Source organism: Actinosynnema sp. NPDC020468 (assembly GCF_040642015.1).
Taxonomy (GTDB): domain Bacteria; phylum Actinomycetota; class Actinomycetes; order Mycobacteriales; family Pseudonocardiaceae; genus Actinosynnema.
The window spans coordinates 17,476-41,621 of sequence record NZ_JBFAEO010000017.1; the positions used below are offsets into that span (position 1 = coordinate 17,476).

Annotated in this window: 3 protein-coding genes; all 3 read right to left on the reverse strand. The window is 74.8% G+C overall.

Annotation, left to right across the window (positions count from 1 at the left end; all coding sequences use genetic code 11):
• Positions 1-43: 43 nt before the first annotated feature.
• The 3 genes from AB0G50_RS14625 to AB0G50_RS14635 all read right to left on the reverse strand — a co-directional run bounded on the left by AB0G50_RS14625 (position 44) and on the right by AB0G50_RS14635 (position 24,072).
• Positions 44-910, reverse strand: coding sequence for a class I SAM-dependent methyltransferase (locus AB0G50_RS14625; RefSeq protein WP_360107358.1), 867 nt, complete (start codon positions 908-910; stop codon positions 44-46).
• 222 nt (positions 911-1,132) lie between these two features.
• Positions 1,133-1,687 (reverse strand): hypothetical protein, encoded by a 555-nt coding sequence (locus AB0G50_RS14630; protein ID WP_360107361.1) that lies wholly within the window; start codon positions 1,685-1,687, stop codon positions 1,133-1,135.
• An 86-nt stretch (positions 1,688-1,773) separates the two neighbouring features.
• Complete coding sequence (locus tag AB0G50_RS14635; RefSeq protein ID WP_360107364.1) at positions 1,774-24,072, reverse strand: hypothetical protein; 22,299 nt, start codon at positions 24,070-24,072, stop codon at positions 1,774-1,776.
• Positions 24,073-24,146 lie beyond the last annotated feature (74 nt).

A 24,146-nucleotide genomic window follows, 5' to 3' on the forward strand; every position in this document is an offset into this window, starting at 1 on the left:
TCCTCGCTGGTGACTCGACATCCCGGACCAGGTATACCAGCCGCTACGCCGAACGGCGGCACGTGGTGGGTCGGGGCCCGCGGGCGGACGGACGTGCCACCAGCACGGTGGCCTGGTCCCCGATCGCGTGCGGTCGGTGGGCGAAGTGCTCGGCCAACGCGGGTTCCAGGGCGTGGCGCATGGCGGCGGCGTGCGGGTGGTCCTCGAACCAGAAGTCGACCAGGGTCGTGGCGGCGACGGCGATCCGGTCGGACTCCACGGGTTCCGGGAAGTGCAGCGCCGCCTCCGTGCGCAGGAGCGAGAACTCCGCGAAACCGTGCTCGGCGAACACGACGGCGGCCTCCGTCAGCAGGAAACCCTGGTGGTCGGGCTCCTCGCCGGACAGCGGAACGCACGTCTCGTTGAGCAGGCGCACCAGTTCGTTGTCCGGCGCGCCGCCGACGATGACGACAGCCGCGTCGGGATCCCGGTCGTCGCACACCCTGGCGATCTCGTGCAGCGCCCCTCGCAGGTCTCGCACGTAGGGCAGCACCCACGCGGCGAGCACGAGGTCGAAGGAGTTGTCGGCGAACGGCAGCGCCTCGGCGTGCCCGGGGTGAACCTCCACCACGGCGCCCGCCATCGCGTCGAGCACGGCGACCCGGTCGCGATGGGGTTCGACCGCCGCGCATCGCCCGGCCCGCGCGGCCACCGCAGCGGTCAATTCGCCCGTGCCGCCGCCTACGTCGAGCGCGTGCCGGTGGCCGACCGCGAGCGCGCCGAGAAGCGCGATCTCCTCACCCCGCTCCAGCCGTCCGGCGAAGTTGGTCCAGCCGTCCCGCGACAGCCGGTGCGGACCGCGGTAGGCCAGGGGACGTCCTTCGGCGGGACCACACCAGGGATGTGCCGCGACGGCGTCGGAGTCGAGCATCGACGTGCGTGCAGGCGGGTGACCCGGCCACATTCAGTACTCCTCGGGTTCGTGCAGACCACCGTGCAGGGTCCGGGGCGGGACGTGGTGGCTCGGCTCGTGCGCGCGCTACACGGCGTCGGGTGCACCGCCGAGACGTTCGTCCTGCACCGGACGACGTTCCGGCGGCCTGTGGCGGAACCGGGCACGAGTCCAGGCGGAGCGCTGCGCTCGGTGGCCGGGTCAGAAGCCGGCTCGACGGAGCCGGCCGGCGATGTCGACACCCAGGTTGATCAGCTGGTCCAGGGCGGGGGCCGAGCACCACCAGTCCTGGGATTGCAGGTCGAGGCCGTACTGGTTCAGCCAGAGGGAGCCGAGGGTGGCCGGGCGGGTGTCGTTCGGGCCCCACCACGCCGGTGGCCAGTGCGCGAACCACGGGGTCAGGCTCGGGTCCAGGACGCGGGACGGGTCGTTCACCGTCCACAGTGGACCCAGAATGCCCGGCGGCTCGGGGAGCGGCTTGCGGCCGAAGAGGGACCTCAGGGTCGGGGTGGAGGACCTCGGCTCGACCACCAGTTGCCGGGTCGGGTCGGTGGGTGAGGCCCTCAGGTCCGGGCAGCGCCAGAGGATCGACGCGGGGAGTTCGCCCGAGGCCGGGGTCAGGGTGGTGGTCCAGGACGAACCCGGGGTGCCGCCGGAGAGGCGCCACGGTGAGCTTCGGCCGCCGGTGAGGTGGTAGCCGCGGCGGGTGGCCACCTCGGTGATGAAGTCGTGCTCGTGCCAGCGGTACTTCGCCATGGTTCCACCGTTCCGCTCGGCGGCCGGACCTCGGACCTCGACAGTATGTCCTCCCCCGGTGTCGACGGGTGGTCGGTTCGGCGAGGTCACGGCGTGGTCCAGCGGCGGGCGAACGCCGGTGCGGTCAGGTCTTCCCGGGCTTCCACCAGGGCCGCGGTCACGGTCAGGAGGTGGCGGACGCGGGTGGCCCGGTCGGTCGGGTGGCCGTTGCCGAGGGTCCGCGCGAGGGCGTCCAGGTGGGCCAGGGCGGTGTGCGGGTTGTCCAGGGGGATGCCGGCGGTGACCGCCAGGGTGTACAGCGTCGCCAGGCTGTCGAGGGTGAGCCCGGCGGGTGCGCGGTGCAGTTCCTCCAGGGTCATCGCGGTCTGCCACAGGGTGCGCCCGTCGGCGATGCCCAGCAGGGCGGCCAGCGGGGACAGGGCGGCGGACGTGGTCGGCTCGATGCCGTTGTTGAGGGTGGTCAACGCGGTCAGCAGGGTGGCGCGGGCCTCCCGGCGGCGGGGTTCGTCGGCGGTGCCCGGGGTGTGCGGCGGGAACGGGAGGTCCGGGCCCAGTTCGACGGCGGTGATCAGGGTGTGGGCCGGGGTGTAGCCGGCGGCCGGCACCGGGGTGACGTCGAGGATCCTGGCGTGGGTGTCCGGGAGCAGCAGGACCTCGTCCTCGTCCTCGGCCAGCCGGGCGAAGGGTTCGATGTGGAAACCGCCGCGGCCGGTGGTCTCCAGCCGGATCAGGGTGGGGCCGTCGGGTTTGAAGAACGTCGTGGCGACGTCCTGGCGGTGGCTCGTGCTGGTGAACTGGCCGAAGCCGATCGTCGCGCCGGGGGTGGCCCGGGCGGCGAAGGTGTGGGAGCCGTCGAGGTGCGCGGTGCCCCGCCAGACCTCGCCGAGCGCGGGCGGGAGTTGGCGCAGGGCGTCGGCCAGCATGTGGCTGTGCAGCGCGACTTCGCGTTCGATGCCGGGCAGGAGTGGTTCCAGGGCGGCCATCGACGTGGCGACGAAGGCGTCGCGCTCCTCGGTGTCCGGGTGCGGGAGCGCGTCCTCGAAGTCCTCTTCGGACTCGTCCGCGTCCGACGAGGCGGGGATGACGGCGCGCTTCAGCAGCACCGGCCAGTCGACGGGCGACTTCTCCGCCAGCAACCGGGCGAGGCCGGCGCGCAGGGTCGCCCGGGGGTTCGCGGTCGGCGACTCCATCAGGTTGATCAGGCGGTGGGCCATGCCGGTGTAGACGTCGAGGGCGAGGAAGTGCGCCGGGCCCAGGCGGTCGGTGACGTCCTGGTGGGTCAGCAGGTGGCGGGTCAGCCACGGCCGCACGTCGGCCGAGTCGGTCAGGAACCCGTTCCGGCGGGTTTCGGAGTCGTTCCGCTCGTCCTCGGTGATCTCGGCGAACACGTCGTTCTCCGCGTGGAACAGGTACACGCGCTCGTGGGGCAGGTCGCCGACAGCGCGCAGGTCGCGCGCCGTCACACCCGGGATGCCCCGGTACACCTCGATCGGGTCGCCCGCGAGCACGGAACGCAGGCCAGGGAACAAACCGCTGGGCAGGGCACCGGTCAGCGCGGCGCGGAGCGCGCCCGGGTGCGTGGACAGGACGTGGCCGAGAACGCCGTGCAGGAAGCCGATCCGGTCGCCGCCCACCGAGCGGAACGCGGTGAGCGCGTGCGCCACCGCGGTGTCCGGCGGGTGGGCCGCGGTCGGCGCGGTGAGCCACCTCAGGTGCGCCTCGAGGGTGCCGGGCGGCGCGCCGAGCCTGGTCGCCACGTCCCCGACGGCGGCCCGGGTGGTCGGCCGGGAGAGCAGGTGGGCGGCCAGGTCCCGGTCGAACTCCCTGGTGTGGTGGGGAATGGTCGGGTCGGTGAACAGCGCCTTGTCGGCGGCGGCGAACCGGACCGCGCCGGGGAGGTCGGCGGTCAGCTCGTCCGGCGTCGCCACCCGGTCGTAGCCCGCCGGGTGGTCGACGGCCTGGGTGGCGTCGGGCGGCACGTGGGCGCCGATCCACTGGTCGGGTTCGTCGTGCGCCACCCGGATCCACCCGCCGTCGGCGAGCACGGCCGGGTGCCCGGTCGCGGTGAGACCGACGGCGGAGGTCACGACGAGGTGGCCGCGCGCGGTCGGCGTCGTGTCGGGGACGAAGTACACCGGGCCGTTCGGGGCGAACGCGGTGGCGGTGATGCCCCGGGCGCGCAGTTCGGTCAGCACCTCGGCGGCGAACGTGCCGGCGGCGTTGCAGGTCGCGAACATCAACGGGCGGGCGGCGGGGTCCCAGACGCCCTGGGTTCGGGCGTCGGCCAACAGGTCGGCCACGGCCCGGGCGCTCACCGGGCGGCCGGCCAGCTGCGGGCGGCCCTGGTCGTCGCCGTGCGCCACGAAGGTGAAGAACCGGTGGTCGGACGGGAATCTCCGCACGGCGTCGACGGTCCGGTCCGCCGAGTCGGGGTCGGCCAGCCAGACGCCGCCGTGCGCCGGGAGTCCGCGCACCACCGACGGCGGGACGCGCGTGATGTCGTTCTCCAGGAAGTGGTGCAGTCCCGGGTGGCCCGCCCACTCGGCCAACCGGGTCACGTCCGCCGCCGTGGTCGTGGCGAAGTCGGTGACGCCGTGGGCCTGGAGCAGCCGGCGCACGGCGTGCAGGCGGTCGAGGGTGATCACGTCCGGGTCGCGGTAGGCGCCGGCCAGCAGCAGGGCCAGGCCCCACGCCTGGTCCCCGTCGGCCACGCCGAGGTGCTGCGCGAGGCCGGCCAGTTGGGCGCTGTGGACCACCGGGATGCCGCCGCCGAGGGTGGCCAGGGCGGTCCGCGCGTGGGCGTGGGCCTCGCGGCGGTCGGCCTCGTCGTCGAGGGGGTCCAGGTCGGGGTCGGACGGCGGGAACGGGAGGTCCGGGGCGACCTCGGTCGTGGTGAGCACGCGGTGGGCGCGCACGACGCCGTTGTCCAGCACCGCCGTGTGGCTGGTCACCACGACCTCGGAATCGGGCAGCAGCAGCACTTCCGCCTCCCCCGGCGAGTCGGAGAAGGGCGCGATGTCGTAGCCGCGCGCGCCGGTCAGGTCGACCCGCAGCAGGGCCGGGTTGTCCTTGGTGGCCAGGAAGTTCAGCGCGGTGTCGTGGTCGCGGCTGGTGCTGGTGAACTTACCGAGGCCGACCGGCGCGTCGGCGGCGGTGGTGGCGCGGTGCTCGAAGGTGTCGGGGTTGGTGCCGACGTTGGTGCCACGCCACACCGTGCCGAGCGCGGGCGGCAACTGGCGCAGCGCGTCCATCAGCATGTGGCCGTGCACCGAGACCTCCCAGGTGATCTCGTCCAGCTGCGGCTCCAGGCCCGCCATGGCCTCGTCCACGAAGTCCTCGGGGTCCGCGGCCTCGCGCGCCTGTTCGACGGCCGCGTTGTCCTGCAACAACTTCGGCCACGCGTGCTCGGGCAGCGTCAGCACGGCGCGGATCTTGTCGCGCAGCGCGGACCTCGGGTCCTCGGGCCGGAGTTCGACCTCGTTGATCAACCGGTGCAGCTCGCCGGTGTAGAGGTCGAACGCGACGAAGTGCGCCAACCCCAACCGGTCCACGACGTCCTGGCCGGCCAACCGGTGCCGGGTCAGCCAGTCGGACAGGTGCTCCGCGTCGTCGGCGAACGCGGTGCGGCGGTCGGCGGCGGCCTCGCGTTCGTCCTCGCCGGCCTCGGCGAACAGGTCCTGGCCCAGGTACTCCAGGTACAACCGCTCGTGCGGCAGGTCGCCCGCCTCGCGCAGCTCGCCGGGGGTCAACCCGGGCAGGCCGCGGTAGACGTCCGCCGGGTCGCCTGCCAACACCGTGGGCAGCGTCGGGAACAACCCGCTCACCCGCGCGCCGGTCAGGGCCGCGGCCAGCGAACCCGGTTGTGCGGTCAGCACGCGGCCGAGCACGCCGTGCAGGAAGCCGGCCGGGTCGACGCCGCCCGCGACCTGGAACACGTGCAGCGCCTCGGCGACCGTCCTGGCCACCGCGGCCGGGCCGTCGTCCCGCCAGAGGAGTTCGGCGACCGCGCGGACATCGTCCTCCCAGCCCTCGACGCGGGTGGTCAGCGGGCCGAGCACGCCGGTGATCCGCAGCGGGCCCTCGGGGTCGAGCGCGGCCCGGTCCGGGTCGGCCTGGCGCACCACGTCCAGCACGGCGGCGTAGCCCTGCGCGCGGTGGGCGGCCTGGGCCGCGACGGGCTCGGGCGCCAGACGTCGTTGTGCCCCACCGGGGTGGTTGATCGCGGCGTCCACCAGCACGCTCAGGGTCGGGGTCACGCCGGAGGCGGGGTCGAGCAGCCAGCGGACGCCGTCGGTGTCCGGCGCGTCCGGCGGGGTCAGGCCGAGGCCGACCGCCAGTCCGGTCACCAGGTCGCCGACGGCCTGTCGCGCGGCCGGGCGATCGCCCAGCACCGCGCCCAGTCCGGCCTCGTACTGCCGGCTCACGGGCGCGTAGGCCGCGTCCTGGAACAGCGCGCGGTCCGCCGCCGCGAACCGCGTCGCGCCCGGCAGGTCGGCCACCACGTCGTCCGCCGACGAGGTGGCGTAGGCGGGCGGGGCCTCGGTCGCGGCGCGGGTGTCCGGGTCGAGGTGCGCGCCCAGCGAGCGCGCGGGTTCGCCGGGGGTCAGGTGCAGCCAGCCGCCGCCCGCGACCACCAGCGGACGGCCGTCGGCGCCGAAGCCGACGTCGTTCGCCACCACCAGGTGCCCGGGGCCGTCGGGGTCCTGCCGGTTCGGCACGAACAGCACCGGGCCGTCCGGTGCCACCGCGGTGGCGTGCACGCCGAGGGCGCGCAGTGCGGTCAGCACGTCGGCGGCGAAGGAGCGGCCGGCGTTGCAGGACACGAACATCACCGGTGTCGCCGGGTCCCAGGCGCCCCGGTCCCGTTCGGTGATCAGCAGGTCGGCGACCGCGCGCGCGGAGACCGGACGGCCCGCGAACACCGGGCGGCCCTGGTCGTCGCCGTGCGCGACGAAGGTGAAGTACCGGTCGTCGGCCGGGAATCGCCGCACGGCGTCGAGGGTTCCCTTTGCTGCCAACGGGTCTGCGAGCAGCACGCCGCCGGGCAGCGCCTCCACCGCCGGGGCGAGGTCGCCGGAGCGCCACTCGACACCCGGCACGTTCCGGTGCAGCTCGGCGTCGGGACCGGCGAGCACCGTCGTCAAGGTCGGGAACAACCCGCTCGCGCCCGTCAACGCCTGCCGCAGCGTGCCGGGCCACCGGGTCAGCACCGCGCCGAGCACGCCGTGCAGGAAGCTCTCGGCGTCCTCGCCACCGGCCTGGCGGAACGCGGACATCGCCCGGGCGACGGCCCGCGCGGAGTCCCGACCGGCGGCCGTGCGCTCGACCTCGGCCCGTGCCTCGGCTGCCGTCCGCCGGGCCGATTCCGCCGCCGAGATCGCCTCTCCGGCGCTGTCCGGGGTCAGAACCTCGGCCAGCTCGGCGGCGAGCGTCGCGGACCGGGCCGCCGCCTCGGCCTGCTCGGCCGCGATCTCCGCCTCCCGCACCACGTCCGCGAACGCCCGTGCGCCGGCCTCGTCCGCCGCGACCGTGTCCCGCGGCGCGATCGCCGGGTCGAGCAGCCAGTCCACCCGTCGGTCGGCGGTCGGCGGCACCCGGTTCAGCCTGGTCGCCACGTCGGCCACCGCGCCCGCGACACCGGGTCGGGTCAGCAGCTGGGTCGCCAGGTCCCGGGTGAAGGAGAACGCGCGGTCCAGCGGCTCGACCAGTTCCGGCTCGGTCTTGACCTTGGCGTACCCCTCGGGGGTGTCCACGCCGTACACCGGTGACGACGAGTCCGCCTCCAGGTGCGCGCCCAGCCACTCCGGGTACGCGCCCGACGCGTACTGCACCCAGTTGCCACCACGCACCACGGCGGGTTTGCCGGCGGCGTCGACCCCGACGCCGGACGTCACGACCAGGTGCCCCGGCCCGTCGGGGTTCTCCAGGTCCGGCACGAAGAACACCGGGCCGTCCGGCGCCACGACGGTCGCGCTGATCCCCTTGGCGCGCAACACCTCCAGCACCTGTTCCGCGAACGACCCGTCGACATCCGGGCGACCCGTCGAGCAGGACACGAACATCAGCGGGGTTTGGCTGTCCCACGCCTGGAACTGCCACAGCGTCGTCAGCACCTCGGCGAGCGCGGCCGGCGTGACCGGACGGCCGCCCAGCACCGGACGACCCCGGTCGTCGGCGTGCGCGGTGACGGTGAAGAACCGGTGGTCGACGGGCAGGTGCCCCACCACGGCGGTCAGCGCCGGGTCGCCCGCCGGGTCCTCCAGCCAGATGCCGCCCCCGGTCATCCGGATCACCGAGTCGTCGATCCGGTCGATCCCGGCCGACGCGTCGCGCGGTGACCAGGTCGTCACCTCGACGTCGGCGGCCAGCAGGGAGCGGTACCGACCCAGCTCGGCCTGGAGCCGCCCGGCGAACGCGTCCAGCCCGGCGCGGTCGTCGGTCGTGCCGAAGACCAGCCGAACCGGGCTCGCGCGGTCCCACACCCCGCCGTACCAGCCGAGGTGGACCAGCGTCGCGGCCAGGTCACCGCCGGCGAGCCGACGACCGTTCCACGCTACCTCCGCGCCCTCGACCGCGGCGTTGTCCAAGGCGATCGTGAGGGTGGTCGGATCGGGTTCGAGACGGGCGACGAACTCGTGGAACGCCGCCGCCCGCGCGTCGTCCGCGGCGGGGTTGCCGATCCGCACGAAGCCCGGTCCGGGCACCGCCGCGCGCAGCAGCGCCCGTCCCTCCTCAGTGGACAGTCGGTCCACCAGGTCGGCGGCCGGGTCCGCCGGCGGCCGCACGGGGGCGGACGGCGGTTCGGCGGGGGCGTCGCGCAACGTCACCACCGACACCGGGGCGCCGGCCTCGATCAACGCCTCGGCCGCCGCCAGCACGCGCCGGACCCCGGCGGACCGGTCGCCCGGCACGTCGAGCCCGGCGATCGCGGCCAGCGCGTCGACCGCGCCCATCGCGTCGGACAGGCCGGAGGTGGTGACCGGGTGCGGGAAGTTGCGGGTCAGCACGGCGCGCAGCGCGCGCAGCCGACCGACGGTGATCGCGTCCGCGCTCCGGTACACCTCTTCCAGCGCCAGCGCCAGGTTCCACGTCTCCGCGCCGGTCAGCGGCCGGGTCACCCACGCCTCGGTCGGCACGTCGCCGAGGCTGTCCACCCGCTGTGCCACAGCGTCCAGGTCGGCCGCCCGGCGCACCGGCACGCCGTCGTTGAGCGCGGTCGTCGCCGCCAGCACCCGGGACCTGGCCTGCCGCCTCCGGCGCTCGCCCTCGACCGGATCGTCCGAAGTGGACGGTGGGAACGGCAGTTCCGGCCCGACCTCCTCGGCGGTCACCAGGACGTGGCCGGGCGTGGCCCGCGCGCGGTCCCGCTCGACGTCGGTCACCTCGAGCACCCGGACCTCGGCACCGGGCGGCAGCAGGACCTCGGCCTCGGTGGGCAGGTCGGAGAACGGCGCGATGTCGACGCCGGACCCGCCGGTGGCGTGCAGGCGCAGCAGCACCGGCTGCTCGACGCCCAGCAGGAACTGCTTCCCGATCTCGTCGTCCCGGCTGGTGCTGGTGAACTTCCCCACCGGCAGCGGCTCGTCCGGGTGCAGCACGGCCTCGTTGAGGAACGCGTGCGGCATCCGGTCGATCCTCGTGCCGCGCCACACCTCGCCGAGCGCGGGCGGCAGCTGACCGAGCGCGTCGGCGAGCAGGTGGGCGTGCAGCGCGAGCTGCCGCTCCAGGTCGACCAGGTCGTCCGCCAGCAGCCGCATCACGTGGTCCAGCTCGGCCGCCGTCACCTCGCCCGGCGGGCGGTGGCGCACGAACGCCCGCACCGCCGCGTTGGCGGTCGCGACCTTCGGCCAGTGCGCGGGACTCGGGCCCAGCATCGAGCGGAACCTGTCGCGGACCACCGCGCCCCGGTCGCCCCGCGCCTCCTCCAGCGCGTTGACGATGGAGAACAGCGGGCCGGTGTAGAGCCCGATCGCGGCGAAGTGCACCACCCCCAACCGGTCCCGGACCTCCTGACCCGTGAGGTCGTGCCGGCGCGACCACGGTCCGGTCACCGGGTCGTCCAGCGCGGCGAAGGCGTCCCGCCGTCGGGTGGCCGCCTCGACCTCGGCGGGACCGAGGTCGGCGAACCGGCCGTCGCCGAGGTGGGACCCGTAGACCAGCTCGTGCGGCAGCGGGCCGAGCGCGCGGCGGTCGGCGGCGGACAACCCCGGCACCGCGCGGTAGCGGGCCGCGTCGTCACCGGCGAGCGTCGCGGCCCACGCCGGGAACAGCCCGCTGACCGACGCGCCCGTCAGCACGTCGCGGACGGTGCCCCCGCCGGTGGTCAGCGCCCGACCCAGGAGACCGTGCAGCAGCGGCACCGGGTCCACGTCGCCGAGGCGGCGGGCCGACACCAGGGCCCGCGCCGTCGACAGCACGGTCCGCGCGACGTGCGGCGGCGCGGTCCCCAGCACGCCGGCCAGGGTGCGGACGTCGTTCTCCCACCCGGAGGTGGACGGGACCAGCGGGTGGATCGACCGGGCCAGGTCGACGGCCAGGTCGGGGCTGCCCGCGCCGGGCGTGGCGCGCACCTGGGCCACCACGGCGTCCAGCTCGACCTCGGCGGTGAGGTCCGGCCCGCGGGCGTCGAGTCGGGCGAGTGCCTCGCGCACCTCGGGTTTGGCCAGCAGGTGCCGGCCGAGGGTGCTCTCGTACCCGGCTCGCGCGTCCGGGTAGCGGGGGTCGTCGTACAGCGCCCGGTCGGCCGCGCCGAACCGCACCGCGCCGTGCACCGGCCACGGGACGGGGGACGTCGGGTCGACCGCGCCGTACCCCTCCGGTGCGTCCACAGTGGACAGAGTGCCGTCGTCGGACACCACGACGTGCGCGCCCAGCCGCTCGCTCGAGCCGTCCGCCGCGAACCGCGTCCACCCGCCGCCGGTGGCCACCACCGGTCGACCCGTCGGGTCCAGGCCGACGCCCGTCGTCACCACCAGGTGCCCCGGCAGGGTCTCGTCGTCCGCGTGCGGCACGAAGAACACCGGGCCGTCCGGCGCCAGCACGGTCGCCTCCACGCCCGCGCCGCGCAGTTCCGCCAGCAGGTCGGCCGCGAAGTCCGACCGACCCGAGTCGCAGGTCACGAGCATCAACGGCTTCACGCCGTCCCACGCGCCGCGGTCCCGGGCCGCCAGCAGCACGGCCGCCAGCTCGTCCGCGTCCAACGGCCGACCGGCCACCACGGGCCGACCGGAGGTGTCGCCGTGCGCCACGACGGTGAAGAACCGGTCGTCGGTCGGGAACCGGTCCACCACCCACGTCGGCCCGGAATCCTCCAGCACCACACCGAGTCCGTCGGCGAGGTCGCGGGTCGCGAGCGGCGGCACGGGGTGGGGCGGCTCGTAGTCGGCGTCCGCGTCCGGGCCGAACGCCAGCGCGCCGACGACCGGCTCCAGGTCGGTGTCGTCGTCCGCGAGCCGGGGCCCGGCGGAGGAGTCGTCGTCCGGTTCGGGCAGGTGCTCGGCGACGGGGCGCCAGTGCACGTCGGTGTCGGTCGCCTGGAACTCCAGCCAGGCGTCGTCACCGCCGTGGAAGGCCACGGCCCCCTCGGACGTGCCGACCCGGTAGGCCACGACGAGGTCGCCGTCCGGGGTCGCCCACAGCCGCCCGTTGGGGGCGAGCACCCGCACCGGAGCCGCGAGCAGGTGTTGGTACGCGGCGAGTTCGACCGCCAGGTCCTGCGCCACCGACTCGTCCTCGCCGGGTTCCGCGCTGCCGCTCGCCGCGAGCCGGATGGGCCGCGCGCCGTCCCACGTGCCCTCCTCGCGCAACCGCAGCAGCACGTGCGCGAGGTTGCGGCCGTCGACCTCCCGCCCGGCCCAGCCCAGGGTGGGCTCGCCGGGTGTCAGGTTGTAGACGGCGAGGGTGAAGTAGGTGTCGCTGGGCCGCAGGTTCGCCACGGCCGTGCGCACCGCCGCCGCCCGCGCGGCGTCCAGCACCGGATCGACGAGCAGCACCCGGTCGTGGCCGAAGGCGACCAGCTGGTCGACCACGTGCTGCTCGACGGCGGTCAGCGGTGGCGCCTCCGGTGTCGGCGGCACGTCGTCGGGCGGTGGTGGCAGCAGGTCGGCGAGCGCGGTGTCCTGCCAGTGCTGCCACAGGGAGTTCGGGTTGACGGACTCGCCCTCGTCGGTCAGCGCCTTGGCGGCGAGCAGCAGGCGGCGGATCCGTTGCGGCGGTGCGTCTCCGGGCGTGGTGAGCTGGGCGAGCTTGGCCAGCGCGCCCAGCGCGGCGTGGTGGCGGTCGACCGAGATCGGGCCGAACCGCAGGACGTCGGTCAGCACGCGGCGCGTGGCGCGCAGCGCGTCGGCGGTGATCGCGCCCGGCCAGCGGTGCACCTCCTCGACCACCAGGCCGAGGCCGACGAGTTCCCGTCCGTCGGTCAAGCCCAGGCGAGCCGCCAGCTCGTCCAGCCGCGCCACCGTGGTGACCGGCACCCCACCGTCCAGTGTGGACAGAGCGGTCAGCAGGTTCGCCCGCGCCCGCCTTCGGCGCGGCTCGTCGTCCGCCCCGCTCGGGTGCCCGGGCGGGAACGGGACGTCCGGGCCGACCTCGCGCACGGTCAGGAGGTGGTGGCCCAGGCGGCCGTCGGGCGTGCGCACCTCCTGGTGCTCGCGCACCTCCAGCACCGCGTCGGGCAGCAGCAGGACCTCGTCCTCGACCGCGTACTGGGAGAACGGCCGGATGTCGTAGCCGCCGACCCCGCCGGTCTCCAGGCGCAGCAACGCCGGTTCGGGCTTGCCGGTCATGAACCAGCGCGCGGTCGCCTCGTTCCGGCTGGAGCTGGTGAACCGGCCCGCCCGCAGCGGCGCGCCGCCGACCTGGCCGAGCGCCCGCCGCACGAAGTCCTCCGGACCCGCGCCGACCTTGGTGCCGCGCCACATCCCGCCCAGCGCGGGCGGAAGCCGGCGCAGCGCGTCGAAGAGCAGGTGCGCGTGCAGCGGGACCTGCTCCTCCAGCGCGCGCAGGTCCGCCGCCAGCTCACCCATGGCCCAGTCCACGAACTGGTCCCGCGCCGGGGTTCCGGGCGCCGGCACGTGCGCCGCCTGCGCCGCGACCCGGGCGTTGGCCTTGACGGTTTTCGGCCAGGAACCGGGGTTCTCGCCCAGCTGCTTGCGAATCGTCCGGCGCAGCGCGGGCCGCCAGTCGGCGCCGGCCTCCTCGACCGCGTTGATCACCTGGTACAGCTCGCCGGTGTACACCTCGATCGCCACGAAGTGCGCGAGGCCCAACCGGTCGAGCACCTCGGCGCCCGCCAGGTCGTGCCGGGCCGACCACTCGGCGACCACGCGCGTCGGCGCGGGGTGCCGGAACTCGTCGCGCCGCCGCCGGATGTCGACCAGCAGCTCGGGCCCGGCCTCGGGGAACCCGCCGTCGTTGAGCTGGGCGAGGTACACCTGCTCGTGCGGCAGCGGTCCCAGCAGCCGGCGGTCCGCCGCCGTCAACCCCGGCACACCGCGGAACACGTCCGCGTCGTCACCGGTCAACGTCGTCGCCAGGCCCGGGAACAACCCGCTGACCGCCGCGCCCGCCAACGCGCCCCGCAGCGTGCCCGACTCCACCCCCAGCACGTGCCCCAGCACGGCGTGCAGGAAGCCCACCGGCTCCCGCCCGCCCAGCAGGCGGAACGCGAACAGCGCCTTGGCCGCGTACACCGCGCTGTCCACATCGGACTGGTCGCCGTGCCGGACCACGTCGGCCAGCGCGCGGGCGTCGTCCTGCCACCCGTCGGACCGGGTGAGCACCGAGCTGATCATCCGCGCGACCCGGTCCACCTGCTCGCCCGGCGCCGGGTCGCCCGACTCGACCAGGGCCCGCACCGCCGCGCCGTCACCCTCGCGGTGCTCCAGCAGTGCCGCCAGGAGGTCGACGTCCAGCAGCGGCGAGCCCTCCCACGCCTCGACCAGCCGGTCCACCAGGTCGTCGGCCTGGTCCGGTGGCACCAGGCGGTCGTCGAACGCGGCGTCGACCAGCACGTCCACGCCGGCGTCCTCGGGCAGCGGGGTGCCCAGCGAGATCGCCAGCAGTTCGACCAGGTCCGCGAGTTCGGCCGGTGGCGAGCGGTCGAGCAGGTACCGGCCCAGGTTCTCGGTGTAGCGCGCGCGGGCCCGCGGGTAGCGCGGGTGGTCGAACAGCGCGCGATCCGCGGCGGCGAACCGGAAGGCGCCGGGCAACCCGTCCGCGACGGCGGCGGCCGGGGTGTAGCCCGCGGGCAGCGCGTCCGGTGGCGGGCGGTCCGCCGCGCCGTCCGCGTCGATCGCCGTCCACCCGCCGCCCGCGACCACCACCGGCCGGCCGGACGCGTCCACGCCGACGGCCGCGGCCACCACGAGGTGGCCGGGCGCGGTCGCGTTGTCCCGGTCGGGCACCAGGAACACCGGTCCGTCCGGCGCCACGGCGGTCGCCGGCACACCCCGGCCGTGCAGCACGGCCAGCACCTCGGCCGCGAACGAGCCCGCGCCGTTGCGCCCGGCCTCGCAGGTCGCGAACCGCACCGGTTTCACGCCGTCCCACGCGCCGCGTTCCCGGGCCGAGACCAGCACCTCGGCCACCGCGCGGGCGGACAGCGGACGGCCGTCGAGCACCGGGCGGCCGGCGGCGTCGCCGTGCGCCACGAAGCTGAAGTACCGGTCGTCGGCGGGAAAGCGGTCGAGCACCCCGGCCACTCCCGGGCCGTCGAGCCACACACCGCCGTCGAGGTCGCGCACCGCCAGCGGGTCCACCCAGCCGAGTTCGTCCGCGGTCGTCGCCGGGTCGGACACCAGGGCCTGGAACACCGGGTCGACCGGGCCGACCACCAGCCGCAGGGTCGCCCGCATCCGGTCCAGGTTCTCCCGCTCCACCTCGGTGTGCGGCGCGGCGGGGTCGTCGCGCAGGTCCGGGCCGGTGAGCAGGGCGGCGGCGCCGGCGACCGGGTCGTGCCCGAACGCGGAGGTCTCCCACCGCACACCGTGCGCGGCGGACAGCGTCCGGAACAGGTCGGCGAGCACCTCGGTGTGCGCGGCCAGTTCGGCGAGCAGCTCGGGCATCCGGGCGTCGACGGCGGCACGGGAGTCCGCCACCGCGCCGCGGACTCCCAGCACGGGCGGCAGGTCGCCTCGGTCGACCAGCCGGTGTGCCGCGGCCCGGACCGCCTCCGCCCGTTCCGGCCCGGGCGTGCGCAGGAACGCGTCGAGCAGCGGGAACGACTGTCCGTTGTGGACGAACAGGGCGTGCAGCTGCGCCCGGGAGAACGCGCGGGGCAGGTCCGTCCCGGTCAACGGGCTGCGCGCCGCGCCGGTCGCGGTGGCGGCGGCGCGGTCGATCTCCGCGAGCCGCCGCTCGGCGAGCACCCGGCGGTCCCGGCTCGGCTCCAGCAGGTCGCCGCTGGTCGCGCGGGCGAGGTAAACCGCCTCGTGCGGCAGCACTCCCCCGTCGATCCGGGCCACCTCGGGCAGTCCGATCACCGGCAGGCTGCGGTACATCGCGGCGCCGTCGGACAGGTCCACATCGGACCGGGGCCACACCATCGCGGTGCCGCCGAGGATTTCGTAGAGCGAGTGGTCGTGCAGCGGCAGCATGTAGCCGAGCAGCGCCTGGGTGAAACCGTCCCGGTCCTCCACGCCGAGCAGGGTCGCCACGGTCGCGAGCCGCGCGGAGGTGGCCGACATGCCCGCGACGGTGCGCAGACCGTGCGCGGACAACCCCTCGTGCCACGGCGAGTTCCGGTCGACCTCGAACACCTGGCGGCCGGTCAGCCAGGCCAGCGGCAGCAGCGGACCGGGCACGTCCGGCGGCACGTCGCCCTCGCGGTTCGTCGGCACGGCCGGGGCCGCGGCCGGGTCGACGGGTGCGAGCTGGAGCGCCAGTTCCCGTTCGCTCAACGCCATTCCCAGCGCGGCCAGGCCGCGCGGGTCGACGCTGATGCCGCCCGCGAACCGGTCGTCCACCGGCCGCGGCGACCGGGCCTCGATGCTCGCCGGGTACTCCACACCGTCGGCGAGGCGGGTCGCGCTGCCCGCGATCAGGTTGCCGGCCGCGAACACGTCGAAGTCGAACAGCATCCGCAGTCGCGGCATCGGCTGGGTGAGGGCGTGCAGCAGGGTCCGGGTGGTGCCGTTGAGGTACGCGGCCTGCTCCTTGAGCGGTTCGACGGCCAGCCCGACGCGCTCGGCCCGTGCCCAGTCCCGCTCGCGGATCACGTCCTGGAGCACACCCCGGAGCGTGTACGGGGAACGGGACGCGTTGCACCAGCCGCCGTTGTACACCAACGTCATCAGCTCGCGCAGGTTCGCGGTCCGGACGTGGGCCGCGAACTGCTCGGCCGTCAGGTCGCCGACCTGACCCGCCGAGCCGACGTCGGAGTCGAGGAACGCCCGGTGCACCTCGTCGGCGTGGTCGGGGTACGCGGCGCGGAGCACGTCGTGGAGCCGGCGCACGACGGTGCGGGCGGCCCTGGTCGCGCGCGGCGAGGCGTAGGCGAGCGCGCCGATCCGCTCCTCCAGGTCGGCTGTGCGCCGGTCGTAGTCCGGATCCCTTTGCAGCACATGACGTTCCGGATCGTCCTTTGTGGAGGGCTCGGGCCGGCCGGACTCCGGGAGGTAGCCGCCGAGGTCGGTGCGGGTGATCTCCGAGGTCGCGGTCCTGGCGACCGCCGTCCACGAACCGAACCGCTGCTCGGGCACCTCGCCCGGCTCCGCGGCGACGGCGAGCGACGCGACCAGCGCGCCCGTCGACGCGCCCTCCGGCCCCGGCACGGACCACACCGGCCCGGACGGCACGACCACCCGCACCGGCCCCTCGGCCGGGTCCCGTCCCTGCGCCAACCCGGTCACCATCGCCTCGGCGACCGCGAGCAGACCGCCGTCGCCCGCGCTCGACACCAGCCGGATCGGCCGCGCGCCGTCCCACACCCCTTGCCGGCGCAGGGAAAGCGCCACCTGGGCCAACCGGTCGCCGGTGTACCCGGTCGCGCCGACGACCAGGGTCAGGTACCGGGAGTGCGGGCGGATCGCGAGCGCGGCGGCGCGGAACGCGGCCCGTTCGTCGGCGCCGAGCCCCGGGTCGTCCAGCCGCACGCGGCCGTCGCCGAGGTCGACCACGTGCCGCAGCACCTCCCGGTCCCCGTCGTCGGCGACCGGTGCCGGGCGGGCGGGTTCGGCCGCGACCGGACCCATCGGCGGTGGGTCGAGTTCGTCGGCCAGGTCGCGCCGCGCCCGCCACCACGCGTCCTGCCGCACGTCCAGCAGGTCCCGCCACGCGGCCTGGACCTGGGCGTGGGTGTTGGCCAGCAGCACGCGCAGCGCGGCGCGGTCGGCGGTGTCCCGTGCCTCGGAACCGGTGGTCGCCCCACCGTGCCGCCGATAGGTCTGCCGCGCCTCCTCGCGCAGTCGGCGTTCCGCGCCGAACCGCCACACCAGTTCGGCCTCGTCCTCCTCCGACGTGCCCGCCCGGACCGCGCGCAGCCGGGCCGCCAGGTCGCGCCACCGGGCGTTGGCCTCGGTCAGGGCGGCCCGGGCCTCGGCGAGGTCCGCCGCCGTCCGCACGGTCGCCAACCGCTGCTGGGCGAGGCGCAACGTCGTCTCGGCGGTGACCGCGTCCTCGGGCCGGTCCCGGAAGAAGTCCGCGGTCTGCTCCCACGCGTCGCGAAGATCGTGCCGCAGCACCACCTCCTCGGCCTCGTGCAGGTGGGCGCGCGCCTTCTCCTCGGCTTCCCGCCACGCCTTCGCGGTCGCGGCCACCGCGTCCGCCTTCGCCCGGCCGGCCGCCGACAGCGGCTGCCCCACCAGGGTTTCGGCGGCCGCGAGCGGCATCCGCAGGTCCGCCGACCCGGGCAGGCCGACGTCGACGACCTCCGCGCGCTTGCCGACCCGGACGACCACCCGGTACTCGACGTCGAACCGCACCAGGCCGGTCCGCCCCGAGGGCTTGACGTTGGCGACGTCGGCCATCGTCGCGCCGTCACCCCGGGCGTCGGCCGGCTCGCCCGTCCAGCGCGCCTCCACCGGGTTGATCGGCGCGGCCAGCGTGTCGTCGGCGTTGGCGGCGTTGAAGGTCGGCGCGGACGCGGCCAACTCGCCGATGTCGACCCGCTTGCCCTCGGCCGTGGTGGTGGACGAGGTGCCCTGGCGGTTCTCGTGCTTCACACCGTCGCTCACCCCGACCAGCCGGGGCGCGACGACCTTGGCGTGCACCTCGACGGTCGCCTTGACCCCGCCGAGCGCCACCGACTCGCGCAGCACCGGCACGGGCAGCGACGCGGACGTCATCGTCGGCAGGAACGCGTGCAGCGCCTGCGGGCTCAGCGACGACCACAGCACGTTGAGCGCGGCCGTGCCGAACCCGGTGACGCCCGAGCCCGCGCCGGCCCGGATCAGCGCGTCCCGTGCCGCGTCCCGCAGCATTCCCGCGCCGTGCACGGATTCCACCGACGCGCCCGCCGGGAACGCCACCAGGCCGTCGCGCCGCCACTCCGACAGCGGCTCGACCTCGGCCGGCAGCCGGCGCACCGAGGTGAGCACCGTCCTCGGGCCGGCGTCGGTGCGGGGCACCGGCGGGACCGGCGGCAGGTTGTCGGCGAGGAACCACACGCCGAGCGGTCCGGTCGCGGACTCGGACCGGGCCACGACCTTGGTGCCGCGCCGCACTTCCAGCTCGAACCGCACCGGCAGGTCGAACCGGGCCGCCGGGCCGCCGCCGGTGCGCTGCCTGCCCTCCAGCTCCACGGTGATGCCGGTCGTGGTGGTCATCCGCGCGGTGCCGGCCGCCGCCGACAGCACCCCGCCGATGCCCACCTTCGGCTCGCCGAACTTGTGCTGCCCACCCAACCTCGGTCCGGCCGAGGACGACCGGGACGTGCTGCCGACGGTGGTTTCCCGCTGGGACCGCACGGTGTTGTGCTCGACCGCGCGCCCGTCGTTGACCACACCGCGAAACGCCGGGTCGCCGACCACCCTGGCGGTGAGCACGACCTGGAAACCCTGGTCCACGAACACCTTCGGCAGGTGGGCGTGCAGCGGCGCGCCACCGTCCAGCGCGCTGTCGACCAGGGCTTCGAGGCTGCTCGGCGACACCAGGTCCAATAGCCGGACCCAGTTGTTCATCACGTCGTCCACCGACGTGCCGGGCAGCAGCTTCACCCCGGCCGCGCGCAACCGCGCGTCGAGCCCGGACACCAGGCCGGACAGGTCGGGCAGCCGTTCCACCGCGCCGAGCCCGAGCACGCCGTCCCGACCGGGCGCCAACACCGGTGGCGGCGCGAGGCGGTCGCGGCGCGGCGCGGGACCGGCGGGTTCGGGCGCCAGCACGCCGGCGGCCCGCGCCTGGTCCTCGGAGAGCCACAGGTAGACCGACCGGGGCAGCGTCACCCTCCGACCCGCGACGCGCGCGCTGGGCCGGTGGACGGCGTTCTGCTGCCGCGATTCCGCCAGCACCGTCATGTCGAGGTCGAAGCGCGCCAGCACCCGGCGCGTGCCGGCCGCCGCGGTGATCTTCCGGTCCACGGTCACCGTGGTTTCCCGGCCGCTCAACCGGGTCGTCGTCTTCGCCCACGGCTTGGCCGTCACGCCGCCCGCGCCGACCCTGGCCTTGTCGTCGGTCCGCGCGCCGCTGACCGTGCCGGACACCCCGGTGGACAAGCCGGTCGCCCGGCCGGAGGTGTCCTCGACCCGGTGGCCGCCGCTGGCCAGGCGCTCCATCGCCGAGTCGTCCGCGATCAGGACGAGTTCGGGTCGGGTCAACGCGGCGCGCGCGCCGAGCCGGCCGACCCGGTCGCGGACCCGGCGCGGGTGCACCAGGTCGGTGCCCAGCGTGCCGTGCTGGAACGACCGGAGCATCGCCTTCACGTTCTCCGGGCTGAACATCGCGTCGACGGCGGCCCGCGCGTCGCTGCCGGGCAACGTCAGCACCCGGTCCTCGTCCGAGGCCTCCACGAGCGCCTCGACGGCCGCGTCGACCAGGGTTCCGGTGCCCAGCACGGCTTCCACGGCCAGCCAGTCGTCGTGCGCCGGGCGCGGCGCCTCGGCGAGGTGCTCGGTGATCGACTTCGGCAGGGCCGGCAGCGGGTCGATCGCGGTCGGCGGCACGGGTCGCACGGGCTCGGCGGCGTGGTCGTCCTTGGGCGTGGTCAGGCTGTGCGGCACCAACAGCGTGTAGGCGACCGGGATTTCCGGGCGTTCGTCGGCGGGTGTCGTCCACCGCTCCGGCGGGTCGAGGCCGGGCGCGCCGGGCAGCACGTGCCGGATGCCCGGGTTCAGCCGGGACAGCGTCGACACCGAGATCCGCAGCGCGCCCTCGTGCTCGAACACCTCGGAGTCACCGCCGCCGATGCCGGTCACCGTGGCGTCGGCGACCGGACCCGCGCCGGTGCGCCGGATCCGGGACCGCCCGACCTTGGCCGTCGCGGAACCGGCGAAGCCGACGACGGAGGTGTCGATCGTGCCGCCCGCGCCGACCCTGACCTCCGGTCCGGCCGCCACGCCGCCGGTCGTGACGGAGGTCGACCCGAGCGCCGGTCCCGTCGTCGTGCCGGAGCGGACCGCGCGGCCCTTCACCCGACCCGCGTGCTTTCCAGGCTTCGGGTCCAGCTTCACCACGATCTGGATGGTGTGGTGGTGCAGCGCGCCCCGGTGCTTGAGCAGCACCACCACGCCGGTGCCCATCAACGCGTCCATCCGGTTGCGCAGCGCGGCGGGCGAGAGCACGTCCCGCAGCCGGCGTTCGTTGGACAGCAGGTCCTCGACGTCGCCCTTGTGCTTCAACCCGGTGCCGGTGACGTCCCACTCCGGCAGCAGGTCGCCGAACCTGGTGTGCTCGGCCAGGTACTTCCGCACCTCGGGTAGCACCCTCTCGGCGCCGGCGAACCGGGACACCTTGACGCTGCCGGCCGCCAACCCCTCGGCCAGATAAGGGGGTTCGACCCGTTCCCGGCCGTCGGTGAGCAGGCCGACCGGGGTGTCCGCGGGCACCGGCAACCCGTGGTCGGCCGCCTCCGCGAGTCCGATCCGGGTGTGCGCGACGGCCTGGGTGGCGAACCGGCCGCCGTCCATCGACTCGACCTCGACCAGCACGCCCATCCGGTACAGGGCGACGTCGCCGGTCAGGTCGAGCCCGGACCGCGCGGTCGAGGTGCGGCCGGCCGCCGTCGTGTCCACGGTGTGCGCGGCGGCGTTGACCCCGAGACCGGCCCACACCCGGGCCACCTTGGCGTCGACACCGCCGCCCAGCAGCAGGGAACCGTCGACGCCGCGCTTGCTGTAGGAGGACACGGTCGAGCTGGTGCCGGCGGTTTCGTTGAGGCGCAACGCCGATTTCTTCGTGGTGCCGACGAGCGTCGCGCCGGTCGGCGTCACCCGCATCCGCACCGCGCTCGCGTGCGTGCCGTGCCTGCTGGCCAACGGCGGCGAGACGACCCAGCCGTCCAGCATCGCGCCGAAGTTGTCCCGGACGCTCTCCGGGCCGAGGAAGTCGCGCAACGTCGTGCGGCCCGGAGCGCCGAGTTCGGTGGTGCAGCGGCGAACCAGGCTCGCGACGGAGTCGAACACGTCGTCGCCCAGCCCCGTGACGGCCTCCGCGACCGGGAACCGCAGCTCGCTCGGCGGTCCCGGTCGCCGCACCACCTCGGCCGGTGTGGTCAGGCCGATCAGGTCGTCCGGCACGCTCAGCTCGACCTCGCCGCGCACGGTGCCCGGTGGCGCGTGGTCGGCGCCGCGTTCGTCGAGCACGGTCACCTCGTAGGCGACCGGCAGCGACACCGTGCGCACGCCCTCGCCCGACCGGATCTCGCGCTGGTCCGCGGTGGCGCGGGTGATGGCCTGCGACGCGCCGGGCGTGGCGAAGGCGACCTTCGCGCCACCCGCGACGACGGCACCGCCGACCACCTGGACGCCCGCGCCGAAACCGACGTCACCGGTTTTGTACACGGTCAGGTTCTCGGTGTGCGCGCTGCCGGACTGGACCGCGAGGTCGACCTTGGTCTTGGCCTTGACGCCGTCGCCGGTGGGCGGCTCGAGCGTGGCCCGGATCCGGACCTCGTAACGCTTCCTTCCTTGGCGCACGGTGAAGTGCCGGCCGCCCAGCAGCGATTCGAACTCCTGGCCGAACACCTCGCCGATGGCGCGGAGGTCGTGGTCCCGCACCCCGACGAGCACCCGCGACACCTCGGCCTGCACCGCTCGTGCGCCCTGCACGGCGTGCACGGCCGACGAGCCGATGGCGTGGCCCTCGGTGATGAACGTCGACAGGGAGGCCCAGAGCGTCGGGGCGGCGGGGAGCACGACGGGTTCGTCCGGCGGTGGAACGGGTTGCAGGGGTGGCTGAACGGGCGGCGCGCTCCCCTCGCCTTCCTGCCGGGTCACCACTTCGGTGACGTCGGTCGACTCCCGGGTTTCCTCTTGCACCGACTCCTGCTGCGGCTCGACCTCCGCGTTCTCCTGGTGTTCCACTGTTTCCGGGACCTCGGACTCGGTCTGCACCGGCGCGGGCGAGGTCAGCTCCGTCAACTCGACGTCACCGGTCGCGCTCACCTCGGTCGACTGGTCCACTGTGGACACGCTTTGCACCCAGTCGCGCACGTCGACCGACTCGGCCACCACCTCGGCGCCGGAGGTCGAGCCGGTCCTCGCCGGGCTCGACGCGGCCGGAGCCGTCGTGGAAGTCGTGGCGGGCGCGGGTTTCGCGGCCGTCGTCGGACCGGACCTGGTGTCGGTCGGCCGGGTTTCGGTCGTCGTGCTCGTCGTGGTGGTCGTGGTGGTCGTGCTCGTCGTGGTGGTCGGGACCGGCGCGACCACGGGAGTGGTGTCGTAACCGACCACGTCGTCCGTGTCGTCCGTGTCGTCCAGGTCGGTCACGTCGCCCAGATCGCCGACGCCGCCGACATCCGACACGTCGCCCACGTCCGACGTACCGCTTCCGAGGTTCGACACGCCACCGGCGGTGGGCACGTCGGACCGGGTCGGCGCGCCCAGGTCGAGGTCGCCGCGCAGCAGGTTCATCTTGTCGCTGATCGAGCCGACGGCGAAGTCCAGCGCCTTCTCGCCGTAGTGCTCGGTGAGGTGCCCGACGCCGCCCATCACGGTGCCGCTGAGGAAACCCATGGCGTAGTCGCCCGCGCTGGAGTCCTCGGAGTTGATCACGCCCATCGCGGCCATCGAGGCGATGCCCGACGCGCCCTCGGCGAGGAACATGGTGCTGTACATGGCGGCCTTGTAGGCGAGGTTGCCGCCCAGCCGGTCCATCGCGTTGCGCGCCAACACGTCCGGCACGTGGTCGCGCAGCAGGCCGGTCGCGCCGTCGCCGAGGTCCTTCGCGTGGGGTTGCAGCACGTCGCCCAGGGCGCGCCGGAGTTCCTTGGTACCGGCCTCGTCCAGGCCGTGCCGGGCCCAGTTGTCCACGAACGCCTTGGCGTACTGCCGTCCCAGCTCGCGGGCCGCGTCGTCGCCCAGGGTTTTGCCGAACGCGGTGACGAAGTGCTTCGCCACGTCCTCGCCGAACCGGTCGGTCGCCGACCTGGTGAACGCCAACCCCGGCGCGCTGAGCTGCCGGCCCGCGCGGTCGGACAGCGTGCGACCGAGGTCGCGGGTCCAGGTGTCGGGGACACCGGTCGGCAGCTTCAGGTCCTTGGTCAGCCGCTCCAGGTCGGCGACGGCGAACTTGGTGTAGTCCTTGCCCAGCAGGCTGCCGAGCCGACGTCCCAGGTACTCGCCCAGCTCGCCGATCCCACCGCCGATGATGCCGCCGATGAACCCGGACAGCGCGGTCTGCCGGGTGGTCTCGGTGTCCCAGGCGTCGCGCTCGTGCTGGAGCCGCTGCACGACCGCGTCGATGATCAACCCGCCGCTGATCCCGATGAACGTCTCCATCACCGCGACCCGCGCCAGGTGCTTGAACAGCGCCACCAGGAACATCCGCGTCGCGGCGTACTGCCACGTGAGGTTGGCCAGCGACAACCCGCCGGTCACCGACGCCAGCGCGTACTCCATCGCGATCTCGTACGCCAGCAGGAAGAGCTGACCCACCGCGGAGTACTTGGTGTACTCGATGTCGAGCGCGATCTTCCGACTGCTGTCCGCGACGCCCCGGGCCGCCGTCTCCATCTCCGAGAGCAGGCTGGGCGAGCCGTCGGTGAGCGGCTTCATGCTGTCGCGCACGTACAGCGACGCCTCGCCGGAGTAGTTCTGGTGGACCTTCTTCTCGGTCTGGAGGATCTTGTCCGGCGCGCCGGCGAGCCGGTCGCCCACCTCGTCGTACTTGCTCCCGAGCCGCTGGAACCGGTGTTGGTTCGCCGCCGGCCACGAGACGCCGAGGATTTCGAGCAGGGTGCGCGCCCAGTCCGGCAAGTCGCCGAAACTGCCGAAACCCTCCTTGCTGGGCACGCGCCACCCCCTGTCCTCACCGTCGCCGACGAAATCGACCGCCCCGGCGGTTCATTCCGGCGGCGGACGTCACA

What these genes read in the sequence shown, in the direction of transcription:
- AB0G50_RS14625 (WP_360107358.1), bottom strand. Translation starts at nt 910, where the DNA reads ATGCTCGACTCCGACGCCGTCGCGGCACATCCCTGGTGTGGTCCCGCC.
- AB0G50_RS14630 (WP_360107361.1), bottom strand. Translation starts at nt 1,687, where the DNA reads ATGGCGAAGTACCGCTGGCACGAGCACGACTTCATCACCGAGGTGGCC.